Source organism: Meishania litoralis (assembly GCF_042611095.1).
GTDB lineage: Bacteria > Bacteroidota > Bacteroidia > Flavobacteriales > Flavobacteriaceae > Meishania > Meishania litoralis.
This window is the reverse complement of record NZ_JBHFPV010000006.1, coordinates 103673-130438: the sequence shown is the minus strand read 5'-3', so window position 1 is coordinate 130438 and position 26766 is coordinate 103673. Positions and strand designations below refer to the sequence as shown.

Annotated in this window: 28 protein-coding genes; 11 read left to right on the top strand and 17 right to left on the bottom strand. The window is 42.9% G+C overall.

Going from position 1 to position 26766, the window contains the following annotated elements:
• Positions 1 to 31: 31 nt before the first annotated feature.
• Together ACEZ3G_RS16235 and ACEZ3G_RS16230 are read right to left on the bottom strand one after the other, a co-directional pair.
• The gene (locus ACEZ3G_RS16235) at positions 32 to 2986 is read right to left on the bottom strand and encodes an amidohydrolase family protein (protein WP_432426576.1); all 2955 of its coding nucleotides are present in this window, start codon (positions 2984 to 2986) and stop codon (positions 32 to 34) included.
• Positions 2987 to 3111: 125 nt separating this feature from the next.
• Positions 3112 to 4179, bottom strand: coding sequence for a DUF3810 domain-containing protein (locus ACEZ3G_RS16230; protein ID WP_432426575.1), 1068 nt, complete (start codon positions 4177 to 4179; stop codon positions 3112 to 3114).
• 61 nt (positions 4180 to 4240) lie between these two features.
• On the opposite strand from ACEZ3G_RS16230, the gene ACEZ3G_RS16225 reads away from it, so the two are divergent.
• The gene (locus ACEZ3G_RS16225; RefSeq protein ID WP_432426574.1) at positions 4241 to 5701 is read left to right on the top strand and encodes an aminoacyl-histidine dipeptidase; all 1461 of its coding nucleotides are present in this window, start codon (positions 4241 to 4243) and stop codon (positions 5699 to 5701) included.
• A gap of 60 nt (positions 5702 to 5761) precedes the next feature.
• Here the strand turns inward: ACEZ3G_RS16225 and ACEZ3G_RS16220 are convergent, their stop codons facing one another.
• From ACEZ3G_RS16220 to ACEZ3G_RS16210, 3 genes are read right to left on the bottom strand one after another with little or no spacing between them, the layout of a single operon-like run.
• Positions 5762 to 6919 carry a peptidylprolyl isomerase gene (locus ACEZ3G_RS16220; protein WP_432426573.1) on the bottom strand — a complete coding sequence of 386 codons (1158 nt, stop codon included), beginning with the start codon at positions 6917 to 6919 and terminating at the stop codon, positions 5762 to 5764.
• Between the two features lie 11 nt (positions 6920 to 6930).
• Positions 6931 to 7485, bottom strand: a complete 555-nt coding sequence (gldI, locus tag ACEZ3G_RS16215; protein ID WP_432426572.1) for a gliding motility-associated peptidyl-prolyl isomerase GldI — start codon at positions 7483 to 7485, stop codon at positions 6931 to 6933.
• The gene (locus tag ACEZ3G_RS16210) at positions 7482 to 8498 is read right to left on the bottom strand and encodes a DHH family phosphoesterase (protein WP_432426571.1); all 1017 of its coding nucleotides are present in this window, start codon (positions 8496 to 8498) and stop codon (positions 7482 to 7484) included. Before ACEZ3G_RS16210 ends, gldI begins: the two co-directional genes overlap by 4 nt.
• 63 nt (positions 8499 to 8561) lie before the next feature.
• Between ACEZ3G_RS16210 and ACEZ3G_RS16205 the strand changes: the two genes are divergently transcribed.
• Positions 8562 to 9596, top strand: coding sequence for an alkaline phosphatase D family protein (locus tag ACEZ3G_RS16205; protein WP_432426570.1), 1035 nt, complete (start codon positions 8562 to 8564; stop codon positions 9594 to 9596).
• A gap of 48 nt (positions 9597 to 9644) precedes the next feature.
• Positions 9645 to 10064: a nucleoside-diphosphate kinase gene (locus ACEZ3G_RS16200; protein ID WP_432426569.1), complete on the top strand. Its 420-nt coding sequence runs from the start codon at positions 9645 to 9647 to the stop codon at positions 10062 to 10064.
• A gap of 88 nt (positions 10065 to 10152) precedes the next feature.
• On the opposite strand, the gene ACEZ3G_RS16195 is transcribed toward ACEZ3G_RS16200, so the two are convergent.
• Genes ACEZ3G_RS16195 through recF form a run of 3 tightly spaced genes read right to left on the bottom strand, consistent with a single transcriptional unit; the run spans position 10153 to position 11949 of the window.
• Positions 10153 to 10449 carry a DUF721 domain-containing protein gene (locus ACEZ3G_RS16195; protein ID WP_432426568.1) on the bottom strand — a complete coding sequence of 99 codons (297 nt, stop codon included), beginning with the start codon at positions 10447 to 10449 and terminating at the stop codon, positions 10153 to 10155.
• Positions 10449 to 10868, bottom strand: coding sequence for a hypothetical protein (locus ACEZ3G_RS16190; protein WP_432426567.1), 420 nt, complete (start codon positions 10866 to 10868; stop codon positions 10449 to 10451). The genes ACEZ3G_RS16195 and ACEZ3G_RS16190 overlap by 1 nt, the downstream gene beginning before the upstream one ends.
• A 1-nt stretch (position 10869) precedes the next feature.
• Positions 10870 to 11949 carry a DNA replication/repair protein RecF gene (recF, locus tag ACEZ3G_RS16185; protein ID WP_432426566.1) on the bottom strand — a complete coding sequence of 360 codons (1080 nt, stop codon included), beginning with the start codon at positions 11947 to 11949 and terminating at the stop codon, positions 10870 to 10872.
• A gap of 125 nt (positions 11950 to 12074) precedes the next feature.
• On the opposite strand from recF, the gene ACEZ3G_RS16180 reads away from it, so the two are divergent.
• The 7 genes from ACEZ3G_RS16180 to ACEZ3G_RS16150 all read left to right on the top strand — a co-directional run bounded on the left by ACEZ3G_RS16180 (position 12075) and on the right by ACEZ3G_RS16150 (position 18271).
• On the top strand, positions 12075 to 12842 hold the full coding sequence (locus tag ACEZ3G_RS16180; RefSeq protein ID WP_432426565.1) for a YfgM family protein: 768 nt from the start codon (positions 12075 to 12077) through the stop codon (positions 12840 to 12842).
• The gene (ribH, locus tag ACEZ3G_RS16175) at positions 12842 to 13318 is read left to right on the top strand and encodes a 6,7-dimethyl-8-ribityllumazine synthase (protein WP_432426564.1); all 477 of its coding nucleotides are present in this window, start codon (positions 12842 to 12844) and stop codon (positions 13316 to 13318) included. Before ACEZ3G_RS16180 ends, ribH begins: the two co-directional genes overlap by 1 nt.
• 133 nt (positions 13319 to 13451) lie before the next feature.
• Entirely contained in the window at positions 13452 to 13751 is a 300-nt protein-coding gene (locus tag ACEZ3G_RS16170; RefSeq protein WP_432426563.1) for a riboflavin synthase subunit beta, read from the top strand.
• A complete protein-coding gene (gene mutL / locus ACEZ3G_RS16165; protein ID WP_432426562.1) occupies positions 13751 to 15598 on the top strand; it encodes a DNA mismatch repair endonuclease MutL in 1848 nt (615 codons plus the stop codon). The genes ACEZ3G_RS16170 and mutL overlap by 1 nt, the downstream gene beginning before the upstream one ends.
• Positions 15599 to 16345 (top strand): rhomboid family intramembrane serine protease, encoded by a 747-nt coding sequence (locus ACEZ3G_RS16160; RefSeq protein WP_432426561.1) that lies wholly within the window; start codon positions 15599 to 15601, stop codon positions 16343 to 16345.
• Positions 16342 to 17235, top strand: coding sequence for a rhomboid family intramembrane serine protease (locus ACEZ3G_RS16155; RefSeq protein WP_432426611.1), 894 nt, complete (start codon positions 16342 to 16344; stop codon positions 17233 to 17235). The genes ACEZ3G_RS16160 and ACEZ3G_RS16155 overlap by 4 nt, the downstream gene beginning before the upstream one ends.
• 4 nt (positions 17236 to 17239) lie before the next feature.
• Positions 17240 to 18271: an endonuclease/exonuclease/phosphatase family protein gene (locus ACEZ3G_RS16150; RefSeq protein WP_432426560.1), complete on the top strand. Its 1032-nt coding sequence runs from the start codon at positions 17240 to 17242 to the stop codon at positions 18269 to 18271.
• On the opposite strand, the gene ACEZ3G_RS16145 is transcribed toward ACEZ3G_RS16150, so the two are convergent.
• From ACEZ3G_RS16145 to udk, 9 genes are all read right to left on the bottom strand, one after another.
• Entirely contained in the window at positions 18248 to 18574 is a 327-nt protein-coding gene (locus ACEZ3G_RS16145; protein ID WP_432426559.1) for a DUF6122 family protein, read from the bottom strand. The two genes, ACEZ3G_RS16150 and ACEZ3G_RS16145, sit on opposite strands and share 24 nt — an antisense overlap.
• Positions 18567 to 19199 carry a WbqC family protein gene (locus ACEZ3G_RS16140; RefSeq protein WP_432426558.1) on the bottom strand — a complete coding sequence of 211 codons (633 nt, stop codon included), beginning with the start codon at positions 19197 to 19199 and terminating at the stop codon, positions 18567 to 18569. The genes ACEZ3G_RS16145 and ACEZ3G_RS16140 overlap by 8 nt, the downstream gene beginning before the upstream one ends.
• A 47-nt stretch (positions 19200 to 19246) precedes the next feature.
• Positions 19247 to 20977 carry a signal peptidase I gene (lepB, locus tag ACEZ3G_RS16135; RefSeq protein WP_432426557.1) on the bottom strand — a complete coding sequence of 577 codons (1731 nt, stop codon included), beginning with the start codon at positions 20975 to 20977 and terminating at the stop codon, positions 19247 to 19249.
• 153 nt (positions 20978 to 21130) lie between these two features.
• Positions 21131 to 21832 carry a 4-hydroxy-tetrahydrodipicolinate reductase gene (gene dapB, locus ACEZ3G_RS16130; RefSeq protein WP_432426556.1) on the bottom strand — a complete coding sequence of 234 codons (702 nt, stop codon included), beginning with the start codon at positions 21830 to 21832 and terminating at the stop codon, positions 21131 to 21133.
• A gap of 3 nt (positions 21833 to 21835) precedes the next feature.
• Positions 21836 to 22516, bottom strand: coding sequence for a DUF5683 domain-containing protein (locus ACEZ3G_RS16125; protein ID WP_432426555.1), 681 nt, complete (start codon positions 22514 to 22516; stop codon positions 21836 to 21838).
• On the bottom strand, positions 22509 to 23408 hold the full coding sequence (locus tag ACEZ3G_RS16120; protein WP_432426554.1) for a ParB/RepB/Spo0J family partition protein: 900 nt from the start codon (positions 23406 to 23408) through the stop codon (positions 22509 to 22511). Before ACEZ3G_RS16120 ends, ACEZ3G_RS16125 begins: the two co-directional genes overlap by 8 nt.
• Positions 23409 to 24182: a ParA family protein gene (locus ACEZ3G_RS16115; protein ID WP_432426553.1), complete on the bottom strand. Its 774-nt coding sequence runs from the start codon at positions 24180 to 24182 to the stop codon at positions 23409 to 23411.
• 173 nt (positions 24183 to 24355) lie between these two features.
• A complete protein-coding gene (locus ACEZ3G_RS16110) occupies positions 24356 to 24688 on the bottom strand; it encodes an FtsB family cell division protein (protein WP_432426552.1) in 333 nt (110 codons plus the stop codon).
• 6 nt (positions 24689 to 24694) lie between these two features.
• Positions 24695 to 25303 (bottom strand): uridine kinase, encoded by a 609-nt coding sequence (gene udk / locus ACEZ3G_RS16105; RefSeq protein WP_432426551.1) that lies wholly within the window; start codon positions 25301 to 25303, stop codon positions 24695 to 24697.
• Positions 25304 to 25517: 214 nt separating this feature from the next.
• Between udk and ACEZ3G_RS16100 the strand changes: the two genes are divergently transcribed.
• On the top strand, positions 25518 to 26735 hold the full coding sequence (locus ACEZ3G_RS16100; protein WP_432426550.1) for a multidrug effflux MFS transporter: 1218 nt from the start codon (positions 25518 to 25520) through the stop codon (positions 26733 to 26735).
• Positions 26736 to 26766: the final 31 nt, after the last annotated feature.

Sequence of the window (26766 nt, the reverse complement as noted above, 5' to 3'; positions counted from 1 at the left end):
TTTTTCGTGATTAGCTTTTAATAACCGACCATTACATGGTCTCGCATGTCATTTGTTGTTTTTTGCTCTGTTTTGGCGTGCGCGTTTTGGCACCCCCTTCCTTTTCCCTGAGCATCATACCGATCAACTTGTTACGTTCTTGCTTGATGGCTTCACGTTGCAGTTCGTCGTTTTTGAGATCAAAGTAGACCACACCATCGATCATCGTCTTTTCGGCCTTGGTGTAGATAGATAATGGGTGGCCCGACCACAGCACTAAATCGGCGTCTTTACCTTCTTTGATGCTGCCTACGCGATTGTCGATGTGCAATAGCTTTGCAGGATTTATCGTAATCATTTTCCAAGCTTCCAGTTCGTCCATACCACCATACTTGACGGTTTTTGCCGCTTCTTGGTTCAGACGCCGTGACATCTCACCATCATCGCTGTTGATCGCCACGGTCACTCCTTGGCTGTGCATAATGGCGGCATTGTAGGGTATGGCGTCGTTCACTTCGAACTTATAGGCCCACCAGTCGCTGAAAGTAGAACCTCCGACGCCGTGTTCGGCCATTTTATCGGCTACTTTGTACCCCTCTAGGATATGCGTGAAGGTGTTGACCTTGAAATCGAATTTCTCCGCGACTTTCATCAACATATTGATTTCGCTCTGCACATAAGAATGGCAACTGATAAACCGTTCTCCATTAAGGATTTCGGCCAAAGTCTCCATCTCTTCGTCATACCGATAGGGCTTTCCACTTTTCTTATTGGCATCATATTCCTTTGCCCTTTGAAAATAGTTCACGAACAATTGTTCGACGCCCATTCTCGTCTGCGGAAAACGGGCAAAACTCTGCCAGTTACTTTGCTTTACATTTTCGCCGAGTGCGAATTTTATGAACTTGGGCGAATTGTCGTATACCATTTCGTCGGCACTTTCGCCCCACTTTAATTTTAAAATTGCCGAACGCCCCCCAATAGGGTTGGCAGAACCGTGAAGCAATTGAATGGTGGTCACTCCGCCGGCAAGGTCATGGTAGATACCCATATCTTCAGGGTCGACGACATCTTCCATTTTTACCTCGGCCGAAGAGTTGTGCCCACCTTCATTGATGGCAAGGGCCGCTATATGGCTATGTTCATCGATAATGCCCGAAGTTAGATGTTTGCCCGTGGCATCAACGATCTTTGCCCTTCCGGCATTCAAGTTGTTGCCGATTTTGGCAATTTTTCCGTCTTTGACGAGAACATCCGTATTTTCAAGAATGCCCGTTGCTTCACTTGTCCATACAGTGGCATTTTTAAAGAGAATGTCCTCCGCTTTAGGTTTCGTCTTGTAACCATAACCGACCATGGGATAACTAACCTGCACTAATTCGGGTGTTTTCTTTTCGCCGTCGTCTTCCTGCTCTTTTTCCGAAAAAGCCTCCATTTTTTTGGCGCTGAAGGTCGCTTCATCGCCATTGGGCAAGACCAATTTGCCATTGAGGTCTTGCGAGTCCATTTCGGCGAGCGCTGTCAAACGATAGTTTTTCTCACCTTCATGCGTGGCAAAAGAAAGGTTCAGCCAATTGTCTTCGAAGCTCAATTTGGAACCAAGCTTTACGGTATCTTGCGTTACCTCGACCTTGGGTTTATTGATTTCACCGGTTATGGATATCTTATAGGTACTACCCGCCGCCTCAAGATGGTATTTTCCCCTTATATCCTTTAGATCCATCGAAGTGATGGTGTTTTTTGTTCCTTGGACCCAATTTTCATAGAGTGTCGTACCCTTGTCAAAAATATTTCCTGAGGCAATCAAGAAGTTTGCATAGGCACCGGTATGCAGTGACCCAATCTTGTTCGATTGGCCCAGGATTTGGGCAGGAACAGTGGTCAATGCTTCCAAGGCCTTGGTTTCAGAAAGTCCGTATTCGATTGCTTTTAGCACTTTTTCCTTAAGATTGGCAGGCGACTTTAAATCATGCAAGGTGAACGAGAATGACACGCCATTATCTGCCAATACCTTCGGATTGGTCGGTGCGAGGTTCCAATGGCGCATGTCTTTCAACGAAACGTATTCAGCATGATATGGATTTGAAACATCAAATGCATCCGGAAAATTTAAGGGAAGTATCAGTTTGGCGCCCGTTTTTTTGATGTCTTCCACATTTTGGTATTCGTCACCACCGCCTAAAATGGCGTATTGAATTCCGAATGCATCGCCGATCTTATCGGCGCGAACCACATTGCCCTTGTCTTTGGCCTCGAAAATCTGGGCTAGCGACCGGTTACTGTTCAAGGCCTCAAGAGATCGATCTTTGGTATCGATGTTTCCTTTCGCATACCATTCTGCGTCATGGTACATTTGACGCAATAGTGCCATGGCTCCCATCAATGATCCGGGATAAGATTGTCTTTTCGCCACACTTTTTGAGAACGATAGGTATTGGCCCGATTTATCATCGATTATGCGATCCCCATCGTTTCCTTCTTCGTTCAAGGTGACCAAAACCCCCGTGCCGCGGACGATTCCGTCTTGAATATGCGTGTTTACCGTACCGAACCCGGCTTCGCGCAATTCCTTGGCTTTTTTATCGTCAAACTTGAATTTTGAGATGGCATTGTTTTCGGGCATAACATGGTCGTTCCAATAAAAACCCTCGCGCTCGGGTGCATACTGCGGCGAACGCCCGCTTCCCGGTGCTTGCTTTGGTTTCTCTAACCCAAAATCGGAATAGATGTCGATAAAGGATGGATAAACATGTTTTCCATTTAAATCGATAGTAATGGTATTCTTTGGCAGCGTGACCGTTCTGCCAACTTCGACCACCTTTCCATCTTGGATCAAAAGGGTGCCGTTATCGACAATTTGGGTGGGAGTGACATAAATTTTTGCATTGGTGAATGCCGTATAGTTGTTATTTCTTGATTTGACACCGTCGTTTTTCGGAAAGTATTCTTGGGCAAGTAAAGAACATCCGCACCAAAAAACGGCGAGGAAGAGTAGTCTCATTTTCATAGGGTCTTACATTAGTTGATTAGCCACTCTAAAAATAAGGCAAGTACGACGAAATCAGGTCGTGTTTTCTATTTTTTTATACCAAAGGCAAAAACCATTTCAAGTTTCTGGGCTTCCTTTTATAACTAAAGCGGATTTTTCTTGTAATAGTTGACAAATAGCGAAACCACATAGTTGTAGCTCATGATGCCGTCGGCCTGATTATTGGCCTTGAGAAAAGTACTGTACGCCGATTTGAAAATAGGTTCTAGGGGGTTCTCATAAGATGCCCAGAAGTCGTTCGCCTCTTTGTAGTTGTTCTGGGTACCGATATTGAGTTTGTCGTACAGCTCGTTGAAAAGTTTGTCATCGATACGTTGAACTTCGCCCAGGCAATAGGCCAGTGCATAGGCATAGGCCACATATTTGAAATAAATATCGTCATTGTTCACGGTAACCAGGTAGCCGATAAAATTGGTCTCGTTTTCGGCAGAATATCCCAGTTGATGGCCGACTTCATGCCCTGCGACCACCGGAAACCTGAACGGAAGCAATTTGGCATTGACCTGGGCTTCTGCCGTAAAAGGATTTAGATAACCGCCATAGCCCATATAGGTAAGGGGTAGACTGAACATCGATTTTTTCAAACTGGGCCGCGAATAATCCAAAAAAGGTATCTGTTCGGCCAATGTTCCATAACCTTCGAAAGTCTTCTGAAAAATTTCTTTTTTCGAATAGGGCACTTTTACGGCTTGACTGCTATCGGAAGTTATTTGAAATTGAATTTGATTCGTTTTCACTATCAAGTTTTCGGTGAACGAAACCAGTTCTTCTTTCGTATAGGTTGGGCCAAGATCGAATTTCTGATAAATAGGTTGTCGGTAATAGTTCATTCCCCATAGTAAATGAAAAGTAAAATAGGCTACAGAAATTACCATACCTATATTGATGAGAAAGGCAAGGGGCCTTTTGCGAACAGCCCTTCTGTAATTTATTAGATATCGAACGGCCAATACCACCAATATAAAATAGGCGATGTCACCGAACGAGAAGGGAATCCACCCGAAAAGAGATCTGAAAAATTTTGAAATGATAGGGTATAACCCATTACTATAATACTTTTCAACGAAATCGGGATGACTGCCCATCCATTTGACGAGAAGTACCTGGGGAAGTATTGAAAGGGCGATGGCAATTCTTAACCTATTCTTCATTCGTTCAAAAATAGCGTTTTACTTTTTCTATCCTTACTTTTGAAATCCTAAAAAAATGATAATGGACAAGGATATCGGCCAATTGCGACCCAAAGCCGTTTGGAAGAATTTTGCCAACCTGAACAAGGTGCCAAGGCCTTCGAAGAAAGAAGAAAGGGTCATAACATTTATGATGGATTTTGGTAGGTCTTTGAACCTTGAAACCATTAAGGACAAGGTAGGAAACGTAGTAATTTGCAAGCCTGCCACTAAGGGAATGGAAGGGCGAAAGACCACGGTATTGCAATCACATCTCGATATGGTGCACCAAAAGAATTCTGATACCGATTTCGATTTTGAAACCCAAGGCATTCAGATGCGTGTCGAAGGTGATTGGGTCAAAGCCGAGGGTACTACCTTGGGGGCCGATAACGGTCTTGGGGTAGCCGCGATCATGGCCTTGTTGGAGAGCGATGACATACCCCATCCGGCCATAGAGGCTTTGTTCACCATTGACGAGGAAACAGGAATGACAGGGGCGATGGGACTGCAGGGTGATGTCTTAAAAGGTGAAATATTGCTCAACCTTGATACCGAGGAAGATGACGAGGTCGATATCGGTTGTGCTGGAGGGTTGGATATAACTGCTGTTAAACCATACAATGAAAAACCTGTTCCTAGGGGCATAAAGGCATATTGGGTGAATGTCAAGGGCCTTCACGGAGGGCATAGCGGTATTGATATTCACCGTGGTTTTGGCAATGCGAATAAGATCATGAACCGTCTGCTCTATCTTGCATCGAACGAATTCAATGCTCGAATAGCGGAAATTGACGGAGGTAGTCTTCGAAATGCCATTCCCCGCGAAAGTGTTGCACATATTGTTGTCGACAAGTCCCGGACAACTGAATTTGAAGAACAACTGAGTATTTGGGCGAACGTGGTTAAGGAAGAATTGTCGGTAACGGAACCTGATCTGGAAATTCAATTGACGCAAGCACCCGTTCCGAAAAAGGTTATCGGTTTGGGCACACAGGAAAAACTCTTAAAATCGCTTTATGCCGCCCACAATGGAGTGTACGCAATGAGTGCCTCGATTACTGATCTTGTGGAAACATCGAACAACATAGCACGGGTTCTGGTCAAGGACGGAACTATTACAGTTGGATGCCTAACGCGTTCTTCGGTAGATTCTGCAAAGCTGGATTTGGCCCATTCGCTGCGTTCGATATTCGAACTTGCAGGTATGGATGTTACATTTTCAGGAAATTACCCGGGTTGGAACCCCGATCCGAATTCGCCCATATTGGAAGTTTTAAAAGCGAAGTACAAAAGTCTTTTTCATGAATCACCTAAAGTGGTGGCCTGTCATGCAGGTTTGGAATGTGGGATTTTGGGACAGAACTATCCTAAAATGGACATGATCAGTTTCGGACCCACTATTAAAGGGGCGCATTCACCTGATGAACGCGTAAGTATTTCATCGGTACAAAAATTCTGGAAATTTCTTTTGGCCGTTCTTGAAGATATTCCCGAAAAATAAAAAGGCTGAACCCCTGATTTGTTAATTTAGGTTTCAGCCTCTTTGGAATAGTGTCTTTGGTTACTGCGCGATTCCGACTATCTCAAGATCAAAAATAGTGTCCGAGTTCGGGGGAATGGGTCCCGCACCCTGTGCGCCCCATCCCAAATGTGGGGGCAAGAACAACCGGAACTTGTCGCCTACCTTCATGGTAAGCAGGGCTTCCTTAAAGCCGGCAACCAATCTGGAATCAGGTGAGTAGTCCATGACCGAGGCCTCGTATGCGCCTTGCATCTTACTTTGCTCGTTGAACTTTCCGAATTTTTGGGCAACTTCTTCGTAGTTACTATCGAACAAGGTGCCATCGGGCAAATAGCCTGCGTAGAATACGTTTACTTTTTGTCCGACTTTCGGTTTTTCACCTTCCCCTTCGGTGATCTTAAGAATTTTGAGACCAGAGGGTAGTTCTTCGGCCTTCTCTTTATCAGAGTTCAATTCGGCAACGAATTCGGCTTTTAGTTTTTCTTCGGCGTCCAGCTTGGCTTGTTCCTCGGCAAAATAATCCGTCATTATTTGAATGGCGTCGAACTTTTTAGCTTCTTTTCCATTTCTGATGATACTGATCGTTTCCATGGTTATTGCTTCAAGTGGTTTGTTCTGGTCATTCACTTGGACGTTCGCAATCGAATCAACGACCGCCAAGCCTTCAACAACCTCACCAAAAACCGTATGGCAACCAACCCTTGGGTTTTCACAGGGTTTGAGAAAACCATTTTCATCATAACCATCGAGCCATGGTGTGGCCTTGTGGGTAATAAAGAATTGACTTCCGTTCGTTGTAAGACCGCCAGAGTTGGCCATTGATAATATTCCAGATTTGTCGTGTCGTAACGAGTCTATTAATTCACTTTTAAATTTATAGCCAGGACCACCCATGCCGGTACCCATAGGATCGCCACCCTGTATCATGAAGTCTTTCATCACCCTATGAAAGGTAAGGCCGTCGTAGAATTTTTTACCCTTGTGTTCTTCACTTACAAAGGGACTTGTGCCCTCGGCCAACGAAACAAAATTGGCTACCGTAATCGGAGTCTTGTCGTGTTCTAGCCGCACGATGATTTCGCCTTTGTTCGTTTTTATATCTGCGAACAGGCCATCGCCAAGATCGGCTCGCTGACTTGATTTGCACGCCGACAGGCCCAAGGCCACGGCTGTAAATAACAAATAAACTTTTCTCATTATCTTAAAATTTAATTTTGAATAATTTCTTCTTGTTTTTCGATTTCTAGAATTGTAATTGTTGACCTTATGGGCAAATTGACGCCAATACGATCACCGTCGCCTTGATAACCAAAAGCTAAGGAAGATGGATATAAAAATGTGGCGGTCTCACCTTCTTTCAATATTTTGACACTATGACGAATACCCTGAAAAAGTTCCTGCTTGTCAACTTTATATTTTATTACGCCGATTTCTTCCTGCGAATAGATCGTATCGTTGTCGAAGCCCATGATGTTATAGGTCATCGTCACCAAATCATCCGGTTGTGGGGTATAGTCAGAACTTTCATTGGTCTTGTGGTAAAAATACCATGACCCGCTTGCACTCGGTTCATAAAGGTGCAACGAATCTTTTGCAATGTAATCTTTGATCAATTTTTCTTCGGCGGCCAAAAGTTTTTTGTTACGCTCGATATCGCCCCCAAAATAGGTGCTCGATTTTACTTTGACAGGTCTTCGCGGTTCAGGCCCTCCACAATTTACGATCAGGCAAAAAATCAATAATGCTTTAAAAAAGTGTCTCATGATGCCCGCAATTCTTTATACGTTTTTAGCAATGACTCAAATTTTTGGGTTGTTTCGGCCAATGACAGTTCGCTTTTCCCTCCTGATGCGTTATCGTGCCCTCCGCCATCAAAATGTTTTCTGGCAAAATCATTAACCGAAAAATCGCCCACCGAACGCAAAGATATTTTAATGATTCCTTCTTCTTTGTTCTCAATAAAAATCGCCGCGAAGATAATACCTTCCAAAGTAAGGCCATAGTTCACGAAACCTTCGGTATCTCCCTTTTGAAACTGGTGATTATCCAACTCTTCTTGGCTCAGGGTGATGTAGGCTGTTTTATGATCGTTGATTATGACCATATTTTTAAGTGCGCAGCCCAAAAGATGCAATCTGCCAGGGGAGTTTGTATCATAAACATTGTGGTGCACTGCGGTATTATTGGCTCCCTTATCGATCAGGTCGGCAACGACCCGATGTGTTCTGCTGGTCGTCGATGCGAATTTGAAAGAACCGGTATCGGTCATTATTCCGGTGTAAATACAATTGGCGATTTCGGCGGTAATTTTATCCGTATTGCCCAAGAATTCGATGAAATTATAGACCATTTCACAAGTTGAACTCATATGAACATCGGAATACGTTACCTTGGCGTAGTCATCGGGGGCTTGATGATGATCGATCATAATGAACGTAGCGTTTGAGTGCTCCAAAAAAGATTGCATTTGGCCAATTCGCCCCAAATGATTGAAATCTAGTGTAATGATCAATGTTGCATTTTCGATTTTATCCCTTGCCTGGGTATTTTCTTTTTCGAAATTCAGAATTCTATCGTTACCAGGCATCCATTTGAGGAATTTGGGATAATCGTTCGGGGAAATGACCGTAGCTTCTTGACCCATGTCGTTAAGAAAATGCCATAATGCCAAAGTAGAACCGATGGCGTCGCCATCAGGATTTTTATGGGGAACGATCACAATTTTTTGCGGTACCGACAGTAGTTTCTTGACGGTTTGAATATCCTCAAAATTCATGAGGGCAAAGATACGATTTAAAAAACTTTAAAGGCTATTTTTGTCGTGGCCTAACAATATGGGATGAAGAGAATAATGTTTATAGCGGCACTTTCCATTTTTATGCTCGCATGCCAATTGCAGCGTAATGTCGGCGAGGTAGTAAATGAGACCAAAAACGACAATTTTGTCATTGCCTTTGGTTCTTGCAATAAAACCGATATCGAAAATCGTTTATGGGATGATGTTTTGGCTGCCGAACCCAACATATGGATATGGGGCGGAGATAATATTTATGCAGATACTGAAGATATGCAACTACTGCGGAAAATGTATGTCGGTCAAAACCAAGTTCCCGCCTATGCCGCGTTGCGCGGAAAAATACCAATTATCGGTACATGGGACGACCATGACTATGGATTGAACGATGGGGGCGTTGAGTTCGGTGCGAAAGACGAAAGTCAGCAAGAATTTCTTGATTTCATGGGTGTTTCTAAAGAAAGTCCGAGAAGATTTCGGAAAGGAGTGTATGCCTCGCATGATTACAAAACCAAAAAAGGAACGATAAAGGTATTGGTTTTGGATACCCGTTATTTTAGAACGGCCCTGACCCCTGACAATGAAACCAAAAAGCGTACAAAGCCGAACTTATATGGAGAAGGAACTGTATTAGGTGAAGAACAATGGCAATGGCTAGAGAACCAATTGACCGGCTCGAAAGCCGATTTCAACATAATTGTCAGTAGTATTCAGGTATTGTCGAACGAGCATGGTTTCGAGTGCTGGGGCAATTTTCCCCATGAAGTCGATAGGCTTAAGCAAGTGATAGCCTACTCACGGGCAAATGGGGTCATTGTTCTTTCCGGGGATCGTCATATCTCTGAATTTTCCAGAACCACCATAAAAAATTTACCATACCCACTTATCGATTTTACCAGTAGCGGATTAACGCACGCGTACAAAGACTTCAGCGGAGAACCCAATCCGTTTCGGGTAGGAGAGGTGGTCTTTACCGAAAGCTTTGGGTTGCTTCATTTTGATTTTGAATCGAAGGAAGTACAATTTCAAATTGTCGGTGATAACGGTAGAATCTTGCAACAAATCCAACAATCGTATTAATTGTTGCCGATTCTCAAATAAACCGTACTTTTGCGCAAAATTTTTAACATGCGAACAGACAGAACGTTTACGATGATCAAGCCCGACGCGGTTGAAAATGGCCATATTGGGGCCATATTGGAAAAAATTACCTCCGCCGGTTTTAAGATCGTTGCCATGAAATATACCCAATTGAGCAGGAGGGATGCCCAAGAGTTTTACGCAATCCACAAAGAACGCCCATTTTTTGGTGAACTGGTCGATTTCATGACCCGCGGCCCGATCGTCTCGGCTATTTTGGAAAAAGATAATGCCGTTGAAGATTTCCGCGCCCTTATCGGGGCCACCAACCCTGCCGAAGCGGCTGAAGGTACGATCAGAAAACTATATGCCAAAGATATTGGCGAGAATGCGGTACACGGTTCAGATAGTGATGCCAATGCCGCTATCGAGGGTGCCTTTCATTTTTCAGGAAGGGAGATCTACTAGACTGATCGACCCATGCGATGATAAAAAAACGGCCCGGTAAATTCAAAATTTGCCGGGCCGTTTTGCTGGGTCTAGCCAAGAATACGGTCTATCTGAGTACCAATTTTTTTATCAGTTCCTTGCCGAGCTCTTCATTGAGCATCTGAACGATCTTCGTTTTTCCATGGCCGAGTTCTTCACGGAGTACCGAAGATGAAAGTGATACGAAAAGCGTTTCATTGCGCAGTTCGATGGCGGTAGTATAATTGTTTACCCCGTTTCCCATCAATTTGGCCCAGGCTTCACGCGCATTTACTTTGTCAATGCCTTTTTCGAGCTTATTGGTCTTTATGAATTCTTTTAGGCCTTCGCTCAAGGGTATTCCTGAATTTCTACGTTTGGCCATTATCTTTTTACGTTTATAAGTTCGAATCTACGATATTGATAGCGCATACCCTCTTCATTTTGAACGGAAAAGCTATTTTCATTGAGTTCAACGATTTCTTCGATCCATTCGCTCATAGCATTTTTATAATGGATAGCAAGCCCGTTTTTCGTTTCGATTATTGCGAAGGGTTCGGCATCATCAGAGGTTTCGAAAGTTCCATTTAGTTTGGGCTGCACTTTTTTACGGAAACCGGCTTCCCCATCAAGCACGAAATAATCGATGTTCGTATTTACATTATATGTTTTCTTGTTGCCATCAGGAAAGGTAACCTGTACTATTTCCCAATAACCGGCCAGCATATCCATGTCTTTCTTATGGATCTCTTTTTTACATCCGGTGATTAGCAAAAACAGTCCTAGATAAACAAATATCCGCATACTACAATTTAAAGATTTTATAGGATTGGTGAATTTTTTTGACCACATTTTCGGTTCGTTCAGCATGGGTATCGCTGATGAACAACTGTCCGAAGTTTTCGTTATCGACTAGGGCTATGATGTGGCCTACCCTGTCTTCGTCCAACTTATCGAAAATGTCGTCGAGGAGTAGGATCGGGGTGGTCTTCGACAATTCTTTGATAAAATGGAATTGTGCGAACTTCAGCGCGATCAAGAAAGATTTTTGTTGACCCTGGCTCCCGAATTTTTTAATAGGATGGCCTGCTATTTCAAAACTAAGGTCGTCTTTGTGGATACCGGTACCGGTATACTGCAATGCCCTATCTTTTTCGAGATTGGTTTCCAATAACTTATAGAGGTTTTCCGAAGACAGTTTGCTCTCATAGGTCAGGGTAACCTCTTCGTTGCCTCCCGATATTATCCGGTATTGCTCTTTGAAAATTTCAATAAAAGGTTTCATGAACGCCACCCTTTTTTCGTAAATCGGTGTACCGTACCGGGCAAGTTGTTCATTGTACACCGCCAATGTTTCCATATTAAAAGTGTGGTTGGCCGCAAAAAACTTCAGCAGCGCATTGCGCTGAGATAAAATCTTGTTGTATTTGATCAGGGTTTGCAGGTAGCTTTTATCGGATTGTGAAATAACACCATCGATAAACTTTCGTCGCGTCTCACTACCCTCGATGATAAGATCGCGATCGGCAGGTGAAATGATCACCAAGGGCAGAAAACCGATATGGTCTGAAAGTCTGTCGTAGGTTTTTCCATTGCGTTTTATGACTTTTTGCATGCCCTTTTTGAGGCTGCATATTATCTTTTCGCTTCGTTCGTTCTTTGTAAAATCACCTTCGACGACAAAAAAATCGGTACCATGTTTTATGTTCTGGGTAGCAACCGGATTAAAATAACTCTTGCCAAAAGAAAGGTGGTAAATAGCATCGAGCACATTGGTTTTTCCCACTCCGTTCGAACCTACGAAGCAATTGATCTTTGTGTCAAAATCGAAAGTTTGGGAACCAAAATTTTTGTAGTTTATTAAGGCCAAGTGGTTTAAAAACATTCCAAAAGCTCAAATTTAAATGTGGTCGAAAGCCAAAATGGCCGCAAAATATCCAAAAATAACGAATAATTATCCCTCACGATTTCAATAAAAACTTTATTTTTGCGCGATCAATAAAAACAGCAATGGCTACGTATAAAAAAAGAGGTCACAAACCCAAGAGCAAAGCGGAACAACAGCAATTTGATGAGCATGAAAGCACCACAGCGGAAGTTTTTAGCACATTGGATGAGAGCGCTTCGAGAACCGAGGCATGGGTCGCCAACAACCAAAATTATATCTTGGGCGTGATAGGGGTAATCGCGGTCGGTGTATTGGGATATTTGGCCTATGTTCAATTCGTTCAAAAGCCAAAAGATGCCGAAGCAACGAACGAATTGCTTTATCCCCAACAGTATTTTGAGCAGGCATTGGCCAACACTGCGGCCAAGGATTCTTTGTACAATCTTGCCTTGGAAGGAGCAGAGGGCAAATATGGGTTTTTGGATATTATTGATGAATACCCGGGTACTAAGGCATCTAATTTGGCCAGCTATTCGGCCGGAATGGCTTACTTGAACATGAACAAATACCAGGAAGCGATCGACCATTTAGAGGATTTTTCTTCCGACGATGATATATTGGGTCCCTTGGCGAAAGGGGGAATCGGCGATGCCTTTATGCAGTTGGGACAACCTGAAGATGCTTTGGGTTATTATGAAAGTGCCATTGCACTTAGTACCAATGATTATACCACCCCTAAATTTTTGTACAAAGCAGGGGTAACCGCTTTGGAACTGGGACAAAGGGATAAGGCCCTGAAGCATTTTCAAAAAATCAAGGATGGATTTTCTTCTTCAGATGAGGCCCGTTCGATAGATGCTTTTATCGGAATGGCCGAAAACACGAACTAATGGCCACGGCGAACACAAATTTATCGGCCTACGATAAGGCAACGATCCCAAACGCGAGGAATTTTCGGTTTGGGATCGTTGTTTCTGAATGGAACCAAGAAATAACCGAGGCTTTGTACAATGGGGCTCATGAGACCCTTTTGGATTGTGGGGCGGTTGATGAAAACATACTTCGTTGGAACGTCCCCGGAAGTTTCGAGCTTACATTTGGATCCAAAAAAATGGCAGAAACGCATGACGTTGATGCCATAATCGCCATTGGAAGCGTGATACAGGGTGAAACAAAACATTTCGACTTCGTTTGCAATGCCGCTGCCCAAGGCATTAAAGACCTCAATATTCATTTGAGTATTCCGGTTATCTTTTGTGTATTGACCGATAATACGATCCAACAGGCCAAGGATCGTAGCGGGGGCAAACATGGCAATAAGGGTGCCGAGGCGGCCATTGCTGCGATAAAAATGGCCTCGCTCTGAAAATAGGTGCCCTGGGTTCAAATTCCTGAACCGTTCTCATTTCGCACTTCTAACTTCGTACTCCTGATACCTGTTAACAAATTTTGGCTTTCCTGACACGGCATATTTTTTGATTTTGAGTAACTTTGAATCAATGGGTATGCTGAATAAATTTACGAGGCTTAGAGGCAATAAAAAATACAATTATCAACCCCGCTATTTTGATGATAAGGGTGAGGGCAATCCATACAAGCTAGAACATAAGTTTGATAAATTCCGCAGTACGGTAGATGCACCTAGAGGGTTAAAAGGTAAGTTTGGCAATGCCATGTCAGATATGCGCCGAGAAGGCGACCGCAACCTTAAACTTCGCATGGTGGTTATACTCGCTGTCCTGATTGTCATTTTTCTATACATCATAGATTTTGATCTATCCATCTTCTTCGGTAAATAATGGCAGACATCATTAAACTTTTGCCAGATCATGTTGCCAATCAGATTGCGGCTGGTGAGGTCGTACAGCGCCCTGCATCGGTGGTCAAAGAGTTGCTTGAAAATGCTATCGACGCCAAAAGTTCGACAATCAAGTTGATAATCAAAGAAGGCGGAAAAAACCTCATTCAAGTTATCGACAATGGTGTCGGTATGAGCGAAACTGACGCACGTTTGAGTTTTGAACGTCATGCAACATCAAAAATACGTCAGGCCGAAGACCTTTTCAAACTGCACACCAAAGGTTTCAGGGGCGAGGCGTTGGCATCGATAGCCGCCATTGCACATGTAGATATGCATACCAGACCTGAAGACAAAGAACTGGGTACGCATTTAAAGATAGAGGGGAGCAAGACCATCTTTCAAGAAGTTGCGGTAACACCCAAAGGAACTTCGATTTCGGTAAAGAATTTGTTTTTTAATATTCCTGCGAGACGAAATTTTTTGAAGTCTACACCGGTCGAGCTTAGACACATAATCGATGAATTTCATCGGGTGGCCTTGGCCCACCCTAATATATCCTTCCATTTGTACAATAATGGAAATGAACTTTTCAATTTGCCGCAGAGCAATCATAGGCAACGTATCGTTCATGTTTTTGGCAATAAGACCAATGTAAAATTGGTTCCTGTTGAAGAAGATACGCAAGTGGTCAAAATCTCGGGTTTTATCGCTAAACCTGAATTTGCAAAGAAAACTAGGGGTGAACAGTTTTTTTTCGTGAACGATCGCTTTATCAAAAGTCCATATCTGCACCATGCCGTGGTCGCGGCATTTGAAGGTTTGATCAAATCTGACACGCACCCCGGTTACTTTCTCTACCTAACGGTAGCCCCTTCATCTATCGACATCAACATTCATCCAACCAAGACCGAGGTGAAATTCGATGATGAACATACACTTTATGCCATTTTAAGGTCGACGGTAAAACATAGCTTAGGGCAGTTCAATATGATGCCGTCACTTGATTTCGAATCGGATCAGAACCTCGAAACCCCTTATTCGTATAAAGATAAGAGCGCAATCGTACCGAAGGTAACCGTAGATGCACGATTCAATCCTTTCAAAGATGAAAATAGGCCGGGTACTGCTTTTAAACAATTCCGCAAGGAAAAGGCCCAAAGTTGGGAAAGCATGTATGTTGGCCTAGAAACCAAGGTCGAAGATGATACGTTCAGTAGTGTTCATTTTGAATCGGATGCCAATACCGGTTCTATATTCGAAGGGCAACATGGAAGTTTGGAAGCGGTCGCAACGACCTTTCAATTGCGAAGAAAGTATATCGTTACCACTATAAAATCGGGTATGGTAGTTATTGACCAAAGCAGGGCGCACCAACGTATTCTATATGAAAAATTCTTGCGCAACGGTACCGTGAAAGACACGGTCAGCCAACAACTATTGTTTCCCTTATCACTGACCTTCTCGAAAAATGACATGACCTTTCTTAAGGAAATGAAGGATAGCCTTGGTACACTTGGCTTTATGTTCGGCTCCATGAACGACGATTCGCTTCAAGTAACCGGCTTACCGGTTTTGGTACCTGAAAGCGAGGTGGATATGGTTTTGGACCAGTTGATCAGCGATCATCAGATGGGGGTCGATGGCAACAGTTTTTCGCAGATCGATATTATATCGAAAACCTTGGCAAAATCATTATCGGTGAAGACGGGAGAGTTATTGGACAATGATTCGCAATTGGCCCTGGTCAATGACCTGTTTGCGTGTAAGGAGCCAAATATCAGCCCTTTTAACAAACCGATATACGTAACGATAACAGAAAATGATATTGACAAAAAATTTATTTAGATGGGAAGACTGACGGAGGCCATTAAACATTTGCTGATTATCAACACACTATTTTTTGTCGCCACTTCACTTTATGGAGACCAAATGTACGAGTGGTTCGCTTTGCATTTTCCAAAGAATGACAATTTTCAACTTTGGCAGATTGTAACGCATATGTTTATGCACGGTAACTTGATGCATATTGGGTTCAATATGTTCGCGCTCTGGATGTTCGGGACACCGGTGGAGCAGAGCTTGGGTAAAAATCGCTTTTTGTTTTTATATTTTTCGGCAGGACTTGGAGCGGTACTTTTTCAATTGGGGTATTATTATTTCAATTTCTTACCTCCGTTTTCTGAATTGATCGACTCAGGATTGAGCAATGATCAAATCTTGCAAATGTTGGCGACGAATCAAACCGTCGGCGACCTATCAAATGCCCAACTTATGAATTTAAGGGAGGTTTTTCCAATTTACAACGCCTCAATGGTGGGTGCCTCAGGGTGTATCATGGGAGTAATGGCCGCCTTCGGAATGATGAATCCGGATGCAAAATTGATGATGATTTTCCTGCCCATACCTATAAAGGCAAAGTATTTCATTCCGGGAATTATCTTATTGGACCTAGTTTCGGCCATTTCGGGCCAATCGTTCTTTAGCCCTAGCAATACAGCTTATATGGCGCATGTCGGGGGTGCGGTAATCGGTTTTGTTGTTATGTGGTACTGGAAAAAAAACAGTTTTAACAATAGAAGATGGGATCGATGACCAGCGGAAACCTTAGATATCAATTTGCCCGTTTGAGCATAGCCGAAAAACTCATCGCTATTAACGTGCTTGTTTTTATCATCAATGCACTGGTGCCTTTTCTTTTCGGACTTTCGAAAACGGCCATTGACCAATGGTTTCACTTGCCCAAGGACTTTCTTGATTTTGTTGGCCAACCCTGGTCTTTGGTGACTTATTCTTTTTTCCATGGTGGTTTGGGACATATCTTTTGGAACATGCTTTTGCTCTATTTTGCAGGAAGGATATTTTTGAACCTTTTCGGCCCCAAGCGTTTTACCAATGTCTATTTTTTGGGTGTTATTTTTGGGGGATTGATTTTTCTTTTGAGTTATAATGTATTTCCAGGTCTGTTGGGAAATAATACGGCGCTCATTGGGGCGTCCGCAGGGGTCACGGCTATTCTTATTTTTGTTTGCGCCTATATTCCCAATCAAGAGGTAAGGGTCATATTTTTCAATGTCAAGTTGTGGCAGGTCGGTGTTTTTGTGGTTTTGATAGACCTTGTTCAGATACCTATGGGCAACGCTGGTGGCCACTTGGCCCACTTGGGTGGGGCCGCTTTGGGCTATTTTTATGCGCGACAATTGCTTGATGGTAGAGATATAGGGGAGGGCTTTTCTAAATTTTTGGACAGTATCTCCAATCTTTTCAAAAAAAGGGATAGGTCTTCACGAGAGCGTGTAAAGAAAGCTCCGATGCATACCGTGCACCGTAAGCAAAAAGTCGATGTGAATTCAAAATTGGATTATAATAAAGCGGGCCACCAAAGAAAAATAGATTCAATATTGGACAAAATAAGCAAGTCTGGCTATGAGAGCCTTTCGAAGGCCGAAAAGGATTTTTTGTTCAAGGCCGGTAAAGAGGATTGATTTCATGAAGAAGCTATCGGTATTCAATAAAATCGTTCTTACGGTCAATATTATAGTGGCATCGCTCCTTTTTTTGGCTTGTTTCACACCATATATTTCGGTAAAGAGTTTTCCAGTACTTTCCTTTTTAGGTCTTGCAGTACCGATATTCGTGGCAATCAATATCCTTTTCTTTTTGTATTGGCTGATTAGTGGAAGGCGATTGTGGCTATTGTCCTTTGCAGCTTTGGTGGTTGGCTATCTGGCACTGGGCAATTTCATTAAATTGACCTATGGAGACGAAGTGGTCTTTTCCGAGGATGACTTAAAGATTATGAGCTTCAATGTTCGGGGGTTCAATAAGAATAGGAATATCGAAAGTGAAACGATTTTTGAGGATATTAAGACATTCATAGACAAAGAAGAGCCAGATATAATCTGTTTTCAGGAGGTAGGTTATCTAAGAAGAAAGGAATATGTCGATTATCCATTCATGCATTTGGAGTATATTGGTAATCCAGGAAAGGTTTTATTGGGGATTTTTTCGAAGTATCCTATTCTAAAGTCCGAACTTATAAATTTTAAATGGACAAGAAATAATGCGGCCTATGCCGATATATTGTATGAAAATGACACGATAAGAGTCTATAATTTACACTTGCAGTCATTAGGGATAACCCCCGGTAGGGGAGTTATAAGAAATAGCTCTTCTGAAAAATTATGTAAACAACTATCGACACATTTTCAAAAACAAGAAGAACAGGCAAAGTTTGTCGTTGAACATGGTAATGGGGTGAACTATAAAAAAATCATATGTGGGGACTTTAACAACTCACAATTTTCGCGAACCTACAATATCTTGTCCAAGAACAAAATCGATGCTTTTAAAGCCAAGGGCACAGGTTATGGGCGAACTTTTAGTTTCCATGGCCTGCCTGTTCGTATCGATTTTATTTTGGCAGACCCTGAATTTGAAATCACTGCCCATAAGACTTATGACGTTGAATATTCAGATCATTTTCCGATAATGGCGTCATTCAAAATGACTGGCGAGTAGCCAGCAATCGGTAAGGTCGGCGACAATATGAATAATGAGCGCTATGCCAAGTAATCTTGTTTTTTTGAACAAAAGCAAGATAGTGTAAATCGCAATGGCCCAATAACTGTGCAAAGGGTGGAAATCAATACTGCAGCGCTGTGAATCGAAAATCGGATTGGCCAACAGGTGATCTAAGTCGATGAGGATACCTGACATAAAGATCAAAACGACAATCAATCTTTTCTCCTTTGAAAAGAATAAGAATCCTATGAGAATGGGAACCAATAAATGGATCCCGTAATGGATTAGAAACCTAGACATCCAAAAATTTTAGGTCTTGTTGTTTCAAATAAGTCAGTGCATTGGTGCCCTCGTTGAATAAAAGATCCAAAATGCTGGCATTCTGCACAAACCCATGGCGATCACCGAAAACCTGCGAATAAGGCCGTTGCTTTGGTCTAGTTTCGTTTTTCGCATTCACCAAAAACCTTAAATCTTTATAAATATCATATTGCGGAACAAACGATTCCGTTTTCAACTGCGGTGTTTCAATTTGCAGGCAATCGCAAATAGTTGCGATTGTTTTCAAGTTGAAATCCAAAAGAAAATTTGGATTGCTTTCGAAAAGTGGAGCAATATCGTCTTCGTAATATTCGAAAAAAGGAGAGGTTCGATAGGCTGTCTGTAAGGTACGCCAATGGGTACGTTGCCAAGTATAGCGGTTATCGACCCTTACATCTTTGTACTTTTGACGGCCTTGATCGCCACCGACATGTCTTATGGGAATATTGAGCAAATGTTTTCCGCGATCATTGCAGATATAGGTACGGTTGCGATAGGTCTGCTTTTGATAATTGTCCTCGACCTCCCAAATGATTTCTTTTTGAACGACTACCGCAAAAGTGCCGATACTTGGAAAGTAGGTAGGGTGAATTAAGGTTCTCAAAATTATAGTTCAGATTCAAAAATCAAATATATTCTATCTCCAAAACGCTACGTATTCGAACCACCTCTTTTCCTTCTCTTCCAAAAGTAATCCCCGACAAAATAAAGTGCTAGCGCAATTAGAAAATATTTGAAATATGATACGGGTTCTCCGCTGCCGTGCACTGTCGTAAAAATACGGTCCCATCGGGGTTTCCATTTCCACGGCGGGTTCACGTTCAGTCCTTTGGCATCCTTAAAATTGTCAAAACTCAACCAAATGAATATGGGGGTTCCCACTATGTGGTTTTCCGGAACATAGCCCCAAGCCCGACTGTCTTCCGAATGGTCGCGATTGTCGCCCATCATCCAATAATAGTCTTGTTTGAAGGTATAACTGTCAACGACTTCACCGTTTACGGTAACCTGATTTCCCTTTACGCCGACAGTGTTGCCTTCATACTCGCGGATAATCTTTTTGTACAATGGCAGCACCTTCAGATTCAAAGGTACGGTAGCTCCTGCCTTTGGGATATAAATTGGCCCCAACTGATCATAATTCCAAGGGTAATCCGGATTTTGCGGAAAAAGGTTGATGCCTCTCTTGCCAACTGGTTCAACTACTCGTATTACGGAATCTATTTCGTTACTGTTTTTAAGTTGGCTTACCATTTCATTCGTTAAGGTGGCCTGTCTGGCACGGCCGGTCTCCTCAGTCAGGGCGATACCATATTTTCTAACGACTTCTATCGGTATTCCCATATTCTTGGTAATCAATTCAAACTTGCCATCTGCCCGTTTGTTGAATCCTAGAATATATTGGTTGATGACATTGGCCTGCTCTTGATTGAGACCGCCAACGATGAAAGTACGGTTAAATTCCTCAACACCTACCTGTTGCAATAATTTGGTCGACACTCCTTTGTTCGAATATACCATATAGTCATATTGGGGCTTTGCCCTGTCGGGAAGCTCCAATTGTCTACCGTTGATAAAAACATATCCGTCCCGTACTTCTAACGAATCACCAGGAAGTCCTACGCACCGTTTTACATAATTCGATTTTTTGTCGATAGGCTTTTTCACGCCCTCTTCCCGTTTGAAAAAAATACGTACTGTATCAGCGGGCCAACTAAAAACCACGATTTCGTTACGCTTGATCTTCTTGAATCCGGGCAGTCGAAAATAGGGTATTTGGGGCTTGTTGAGGTACGAACGTGTTCCCAGTATCGGCAACGTGTCATGCACCATGGGGGCCGCGACCGCCGTCATGGGCGTACGTGCGCCATAATGGAATTTGCTAACGAACAAAAGATCTCCGATCCTAAGGGTTCTCTCCAAAGACCCTGTTGGTATGACATAGGGTTGAATGAAATAGGTGTGTACCAAGGTGGCCGCGACTATGGCAAAAACAATCGAACTTACCCATTCACCGGCCACCGACCTAGGGTGGAGGCTTCGATTTTCTACATATTTAACGTCGAGCATATAATTGACGTAATAGATGTAGAAACCCAAGGTCAAGATGACCAACCACGTTTCCAAAAGACTATGCCTGCCAAAACTGCGAATGGTCTCTACCCATATCACAGGGAACATCAGCAAATTGATTATGGGAATAAACAATAAGATTACCCACCACTTGGGCCGGTTTATAATCTGCATCAAGACAATGGCGTTGTATATAGGCACGGCTGCTTCCCATGCTTTTCTACCGGCCTTGATATATAATTTCCAAGTACCCAAAAAATGGATTACCTGTATGATCAAAATAAAAAGTATCCAACCTGTTGTGTCCATATTGGCTTATGGTTTGTCGTTTTTTTTCTATCCTTCGATATGGTGAATCAAGGTTTCAAACGATGTTGATCCGCTATTTGTATTGTCCGTAAATGGATTTACTTTAAAAACCTTTCGCAATTAAATGTTTTTATACGTCATATATTGTGTGTGTTAACCAAGGTTTAACACATCCTTCATAGTGAATACGCCCTTTTTTCCGACTATCCACTCGGCCGCGGTAACCGCTCCCAAGGCAAATCCTTGCCTATTGTGGGCCGTGTGTTTTATTTCAATACTATCCACTGCGCTGTTGTATGCCACAGTATGGGTTCCGGGTACCGATTCGATTCTTTTGGATGTAATTCCGATTTCCTTGCCATCGCCCTGGCCTAATTTCCAAGTATCATAATTTGAATTCTTTATGATTCCCTCGGCCAACGTAATGGCGGTACCGCTTGGGGCATCCAATTTTTGGGTGTGGTGTATTTCTTCCATTGCCACATCGTACTGGTCAAGGTTTTTCATCATCTTGGCAAGATAGGCGTTCAGTTCAAAAAATATGTTCACACCAAGGCTAAAATTAGAGGCATAAATAAACGCTCCTTCTTTTTCGCGACAAAGTGTAACGGCTTTGTCAAAATCCTTTAACCATCCCGTTGTCCCCGAGATTACCGGAATTCCATGTTCGAAACAATTGCTGATATTTGCGAACGCTGCGTCGGGCATACTAAAATCAATGGCGACATCCATATTCGAAAAATCGATTTTTGGGGTATCGACATCAATACGGGCTACGATGTCATGACCTCTTTCCGAAGCGATCTTTTCTATCATTTTTCCCATTTTTCCGTATCCGAACAATGCTATTCTCATATTCTAAAATTTGATGACGAAGGCCATTCCGTAAGTGGGATTATTACTTATCGGGTCGAGGTCAAGATAGGGTTTCATGTCAAAACTCAGGTCATCATCGACATTGAACTGCTTGAGATGCGCATCGACGTTGGCATCTACGATATTCAGCGCATACATTGCAATTGTAATCAAAAGTGATAGATCACGATCTCGTTGGTAGCGTTCCTGTCCGTCTTCGAGTGCGGTCGTCGATAGATCGGGCTCTGCGGGGATAATACCGTCATCGGGATTTCTTCTATCCCAAAATTCATCATCAGTGAAACCGGCCTGTCGCCTTTTGAACGCGGTACGAAACCGATCATATAGATCATCATTGTACAGATAGGCATAAACACCCGTTCCGATGACCGCGTAGACGATCGGAACTTTCCAATAGCGTTTGTTGTAGACTTGACCGAGCCCGGGAAGTACGGCGGAATAAAATGCCGCCTTGCTAGGGGCCAACGGGTTGATCGCTTTGCGTTCTACAAATATAGAGTCTTGAACCACGACACCTTTTTCCCGCAGGTCGGTCCGTAGCGAATCGACTTCCTGGTTTTCGATTGTTTTTTCGGGTTCCTGAACATCTTCTTTCTTGTCTTGAGCATTCAATGCCATGGCAAAAAAGAGAATGACGGAGAATATGGATAGGCGCTTACCCACCTATGATCATTTTTTTGATACGTTGAAATTCTTCAGGGGAATTGAACGGAATGGCAATTTTTCCTTTTCCATTTTCGGAAGCATTAACGGCAACCTTCACATCGAGATGCTCTTTCAACTCCTTCATCCCTATTTTGACGAACTCAGGGGTAGACTTGACCTTGTCATTTTTTATGGCGGCGCCCTTATTTTGATATAGGCGAACGGCCTGCTCGGTGTCACGAACGGAAAGATTGTCACCGACTATTTTCTCATAGAGTTTGATCTGGTCTTCCTTTGAATCTACATTGACCAAGGCACGGCCATGGCCCATGCTCACAAAACCATCTCGAATTCCGGTCTGAATGATCGGATCCAATTTCAACAGACGCATATAGTTGGCTATCGTTGAGCGCTTTTTGCCCACACGGTCGCTCAGTTTTTCTTGGGTAAGCTCTATTTCGTCGATCAAGCGTTGATACGATAGCGCAATTTCTATTGGATCAAGGTCTTGGCGTTGTATGTTTTCCACCAAGGCCATTTCCAACGATTCTTGATCATTGGCTATGCGAATGTAGGAGGGAATCGTTTTAAGTGCGACCAACTTAGAGGCCCTGTACCTTCTTTCCCCCGATACCAATTGATATTTGTTGAAATCGAGCTTGCGTACCGTTATGGGTTGAATGACCCCCAATTCCCGGATCGAGGTCGCCAATTCTTGAAGTGCCTCGTCATTGAAATTGGAGCGCGGTTGAAACGGATTAACTTCGATAGAATCGATATCGAGTTCTACAATATTACCGACTACCTTATCGGCATTTTTGTCTGAAGCTGTCTTAATATCGTTTTCGGGATCTTTTAGGAGTGCTGAAAGTCCCCTTCCCAGAGCTTGTTTTCGTACTGCCTTCGCCATCTATACTGCCTGTTTGTTTTTCTGCACCACTTCATTGGCCATGTTCAGATAATTGGCCGCCCCTTTGCTGCTCGCGTCATATTTGATTATTGTCTCGCCGTAACTGGGAGCTTCGCTCAGACGCACGTTTCGCTGTATGATCGTATCGAAGACCATATCGCCGAAATGTTTACGCACTTCTTGAACGACCTGGTTCGAAAGACGTAACCTCGAATCGTACATAGTGAGCAACATGCCTTCGATGTCTAGATCAGGGTTGTGTATTTTTTGTACGCTTTTTATGGTGTTCAATAGTTTGCCAAGGCCTTCCAGGGCAAAATACTCACATTGTATGGGTATGATGACCGAATCTGCCGCCGTAAGGGCATTCAAAGTCAATAATCCCAGCGAAGGGGCGCAATCGATAAGGATATAATCATAGGCATCCCTTAATTCGGCGATGGCCTTTTTCAACATATATTCCCGCTCGTCTTTATCGACCAATTCGATTTCTATGGCGACCAGATCAATATGTGAGGGAATCAAATCTACGTTCGGCGAATCTGTCTTTAAAATCGTTTCAGTTGCATTTTTTGAATGTTCGACCAATTGGTAAGTACCAACTTCGATGCTTTCGACATCGATTCCCAAACCTGATGTAGCATTGGCCTGTGGGTCGGCATCTATCAATAGAACCTTTTTTTCCAACACACCTAGAGCAGCTGCCAAGTTTACCGTAGTTGTGGTTTTTCCTACTCCGCCCTTTTGATTTGCTATAGCAATGATCTTGCCCATTCCTGTCGTAAGTTAAGGGGTAAAAATACGATTATTTGTGATGCAAGGGAAACCATTTTGTTAACACAAGGTGAATAACTTAAGGTTATGGCGTTAAATAAAGTTAAAGTTGACGGTCACTACGTAAGTTCGTTCTAGCGTTAATTTTTGAATAGCACTTAATTTATTCAACATCAATCTTTATTTTCAAGATCTAGACTATCCTCGTATTCGATCAGGTATATTTCTTCGTTCTTCTTTTTGAGGTAATATTCCTCACGACCGAATTTTTCCAATTCTTTTTCATCCGATAGTTTCTCGATTATTTTCTTGTCCTTGGCGATTTCATTGCGCAGAAATTCCTGCTGTTTTTCCAAGGTCTTGATTTGCTTTCTAAGTTCTAGGTGAATAAGCAGTGAATTGGTGTCGAAAAAGACCATCCATATGACAAAAGCGGTCAATACCAACATGTAAACATTGGTCACAAGGCCGAACCACTTTTTCTTCTTTAAATCGTTCAACGCCATATTCGCTCAAGTCAATTTATCGGTGATAATGGTACGTACGATATCAACAGCTACGGTATTATATTTATTGTTCGGAATGATGACATCGGCATACTCTTTTGTAGGCTCTATGAACTGTTCGTGCATGGGTTTGATATTCTTTTGATAACTTTCAAGGGTTTCGTTCAAGTCCCAACCGCGCTCGTTTATGTCCCTCCTAAGCCTGCGGATAAGCCGCTCATCAGAATCTGCATGCACGAAGATTTTTATATCGAACATATCACGGATCCTGGCATTTGCCAAGATCAGAATACCTTCGACGATCATCACTTTGGCCGGATGGGTGGGAATCGTTTTTTCGGTTCGGTTACATTCTAAAAACGAATAAACGGGCTGTTCTATGGATTGCCCCTTGCGCAAAATGCCCAGATGTTCTTCCAATAATTTAAAATCGATCGATTGTGGGTGGTCAAAATTGGTCTTTCTGCGTTCTTCCAAAGAAAGGTGAGAGAGATCGTTGTAATAAGAATCTTGTGAAATGACGATGACCTCGCCAATCGGGAGTTCATCGATGATCTGGTTTACCACGGTTGTTTTTCCGCAGCCTGTACCTCCCGCAATTCCTATAATCAGCATCCTCCAAAGTTTTATCAAAAATACATATTTACCAAAAGAAATAAGACCGCTTGCCCAATAGAGTCAAGATTTATTTTCTAATGTTTGAAATCACAATTTACGATTTAGCCTTGATTCTTGAGTCTTGTTTCTTAAAGTGTCGCGAAGATCTAGAGGTTACAATTTATCCATCTATTTCGTTTCGGTTACCGATCGCTATAACTACTTTTGCCGGATGCAGAACGAAAACGCGAAGCCCAATTTTGAATTCGTTGCCTTAATGGCGGCTTTAATGTCGATCGTGGCATTGGCCATCGATGCCATTTTACCGGCGATTTCGCATATCGGAATTTCGATAAACAGCCTTGATCCGACCGATAATCAATTATTGATTACCATGATTTTTTTGGGCCTCGGTGTCGGCCAACTTTTTTTTGGCCCCTTGTCTGACAGCTTCGGGCGCAAGCCTATTGTCTACTCAGGTTTCATTCTCTTTACCCTAGCGAGTGTAATATGTTTGCTTGCACCTTCGCTCGAGGTCATGATTATCGGCCGCGTTTTGCAAGGTATTGGCCTCTCTGCGCCCCGAACGATGGCGATTTCGATTATCCGCGACACCTATAAAGGTGATTATATGGCACGTGTGATGTCTTTCGTCACTGCATTTTTCATCTTGATACCTGTGGTGGCTCCTGCTATCGGGAAATGGATCATGGATGGCTTTGGATGGGAAGGAATTTTTTACATGCAGTTGTTTTTCGCACTTTTGGTCGGTATTTGGTTTTGGAAAAGGCAGGAAGAAACGCTCAAGGCGGAATATAAGATTCCGTTTTCGGGAAGTGTTTTTGTCAGCGGACTGATCGAATTTTTGAAATATAGGGAAACAATCGCCTTTACCTTTATTTCCGGATTTGTTACCGGTGCTTTTTTGGTCTATCTGAGTGCCTCACAGCACGTGTTTGAAGATCAATACGGATTGCCGGAGCAGTTTCCCTACATTTTTGCGGGCCTGGCGATTTCAATCGGCCTTTCGACTTTTTTGAACGGCACATTGGTACTACGGTTCGGAATGCGAAAATTGTCTTTTATGGCTCTTTCTGCCTTTTGCTTGATCGCCCTGCTTTATGTGGTTCTCTTTTGGGGAAAACCAAACCCGAGCGTACCGGTCTTGGTCTCGTTTTTGTCCGTTCAATTTTTTTGTTTGGGATTTCTATGGGGCAACTTTCGTTCGATAGCCATGGAGCCTATCGGACATATTGCGGGCATAGGGGCGGCCATCAACGGTTTTGTCTCTACCGTACTTGCCGTACCCATCGCCAATTACATCGGAAGCTTTGTTCAAGATACGGTATGGCCCTTGTTCGTTGGGCTTGCCATCTGCGGCCTGATCTCGTTACTGATATTCATGGCATTTAGCAAGCGCCCTTTGTTGGCCAGAAGAGTATTGCGATGAGGTTGTGCAAATAACAACCATGGTCGCGACT

What these genes read in the sequence shown, in the direction of transcription:
- ACEZ3G_RS16235 (WP_432426576.1), bottom strand. Translation starts at nt 2,986, where the DNA reads ATGAAAATGAGACTACTCTTCCTCGCCGTTTTTTGGTGCGGATGTTCT.
- ACEZ3G_RS16230 (WP_432426575.1), bottom strand. Translation starts at nt 4,179, where the DNA reads ATGAAGAATAGGTTAAGAATTGCCATCGCCCTTTCAATACTTCCCCAG.
- ACEZ3G_RS16225 (WP_432426574.1), top strand. Translation starts at nt 4,241, where the DNA reads ATGGACAAGGATATCGGCCAATTGCGACCCAAAGCCGTTTGGAAGAAT.
- ACEZ3G_RS16220 (WP_432426573.1), bottom strand. Translation starts at nt 6,919, where the DNA reads ATGAGAAAAGTTTATTTGTTATTTACAGCCGTGGCCTTGGGCCTGTCG.
- gldI (WP_432426572.1), bottom strand. Translation starts at nt 7,485, where the DNA reads ATGAGACACTTTTTTAAAGCATTATTGATTTTTTGCCTGATCGTAAAT.
- ACEZ3G_RS16210 (WP_432426571.1), bottom strand. Translation starts at nt 8,498, where the DNA reads ATGAATTTTGAGGATATTCAAACCGTCAAGAAACTACTGTCGGTACCG.
- ACEZ3G_RS16205 (WP_432426570.1), top strand. Translation starts at nt 8,562, where the DNA reads ATGAAGAGAATAATGTTTATAGCGGCACTTTCCATTTTTATGCTCGCA.
- ACEZ3G_RS16200 (WP_432426569.1), top strand. Translation starts at nt 9,645, where the DNA reads ATGCGAACAGACAGAACGTTTACGATGATCAAGCCCGACGCGGTTGAA.
- ACEZ3G_RS16195 (WP_432426568.1), bottom strand. Translation starts at nt 10,449, where the DNA reads ATGGCCAAACGTAGAAATTCAGGAATACCCTTGAGCGAAGGCCTAAAA.
- ACEZ3G_RS16190 (WP_432426567.1), bottom strand. Translation starts at nt 10,868, where the DNA reads ATGCGGATATTTGTTTATCTAGGACTGTTTTTGCTAATCACCGGATGT.
- recF (WP_432426566.1), bottom strand. Translation starts at nt 11,949, where the DNA reads ATGTTTTTAAACCACTTGGCCTTAATAAACTACAAAAATTTTGGTTCC.
- ACEZ3G_RS16180 (WP_432426565.1), top strand. Translation starts at nt 12,075, where the DNA reads ATGGCTACGTATAAAAAAAGAGGTCACAAACCCAAGAGCAAAGCGGAA.
- ribH (WP_432426564.1), top strand. Translation starts at nt 12,842, where the DNA reads ATGGCCACGGCGAACACAAATTTATCGGCCTACGATAAGGCAACGATC.
- ACEZ3G_RS16170 (WP_432426563.1), top strand. Translation starts at nt 13,452, where the DNA reads ATGGGTATGCTGAATAAATTTACGAGGCTTAGAGGCAATAAAAAATAC.
- mutL (WP_432426562.1), top strand. Translation starts at nt 13,751, where the DNA reads ATGGCAGACATCATTAAACTTTTGCCAGATCATGTTGCCAATCAGATT.
- ACEZ3G_RS16160 (WP_432426561.1), top strand. Translation starts at nt 15,599, where the DNA reads ATGGGAAGACTGACGGAGGCCATTAAACATTTGCTGATTATCAACACA.
- ACEZ3G_RS16155 (WP_432426611.1), top strand. Translation starts at nt 16,342, where the DNA reads ATGACCAGCGGAAACCTTAGATATCAATTTGCCCGTTTGAGCATAGCC.
- ACEZ3G_RS16150 (WP_432426560.1), top strand. Translation starts at nt 17,240, where the DNA reads ATGAAGAAGCTATCGGTATTCAATAAAATCGTTCTTACGGTCAATATT.
- ACEZ3G_RS16145 (WP_432426559.1), bottom strand. Translation starts at nt 18,574, where the DNA reads ATGTCTAGGTTTCTAATCCATTACGGGATCCATTTATTGGTTCCCATT.
- lepB (WP_432426557.1), bottom strand. Translation starts at nt 20,977, where the DNA reads ATGGACACAACAGGTTGGATACTTTTTATTTTGATCATACAGGTAATC.
- dapB (WP_432426556.1), bottom strand. Translation starts at nt 21,832, where the DNA reads ATGAGAATAGCATTGTTCGGATACGGAAAAATGGGAAAAATGATAGAA.
- ACEZ3G_RS16120 (WP_432426554.1), bottom strand. Translation starts at nt 23,408, where the DNA reads ATGGCGAAGGCAGTACGAAAACAAGCTCTGGGAAGGGGACTTTCAGCA.
- ACEZ3G_RS16115 (WP_432426553.1), bottom strand. Translation starts at nt 24,182, where the DNA reads ATGGGCAAGATCATTGCTATAGCAAATCAAAAGGGCGGAGTAGGAAAA.
- ACEZ3G_RS16110 (WP_432426552.1), bottom strand. Translation starts at nt 24,688, where the DNA reads ATGGCGTTGAACGATTTAAAGAAGAAAAAGTGGTTCGGCCTTGTGACC.
- udk (WP_432426551.1), bottom strand. Translation starts at nt 25,303, where the DNA reads ATGCTGATTATAGGAATTGCGGGAGGTACAGGCTGCGGAAAAACAACC.
- ACEZ3G_RS16100 (WP_432426550.1), top strand. Translation starts at nt 25,518, where the DNA reads ATGCAGAACGAAAACGCGAAGCCCAATTTTGAATTCGTTGCCTTAATG.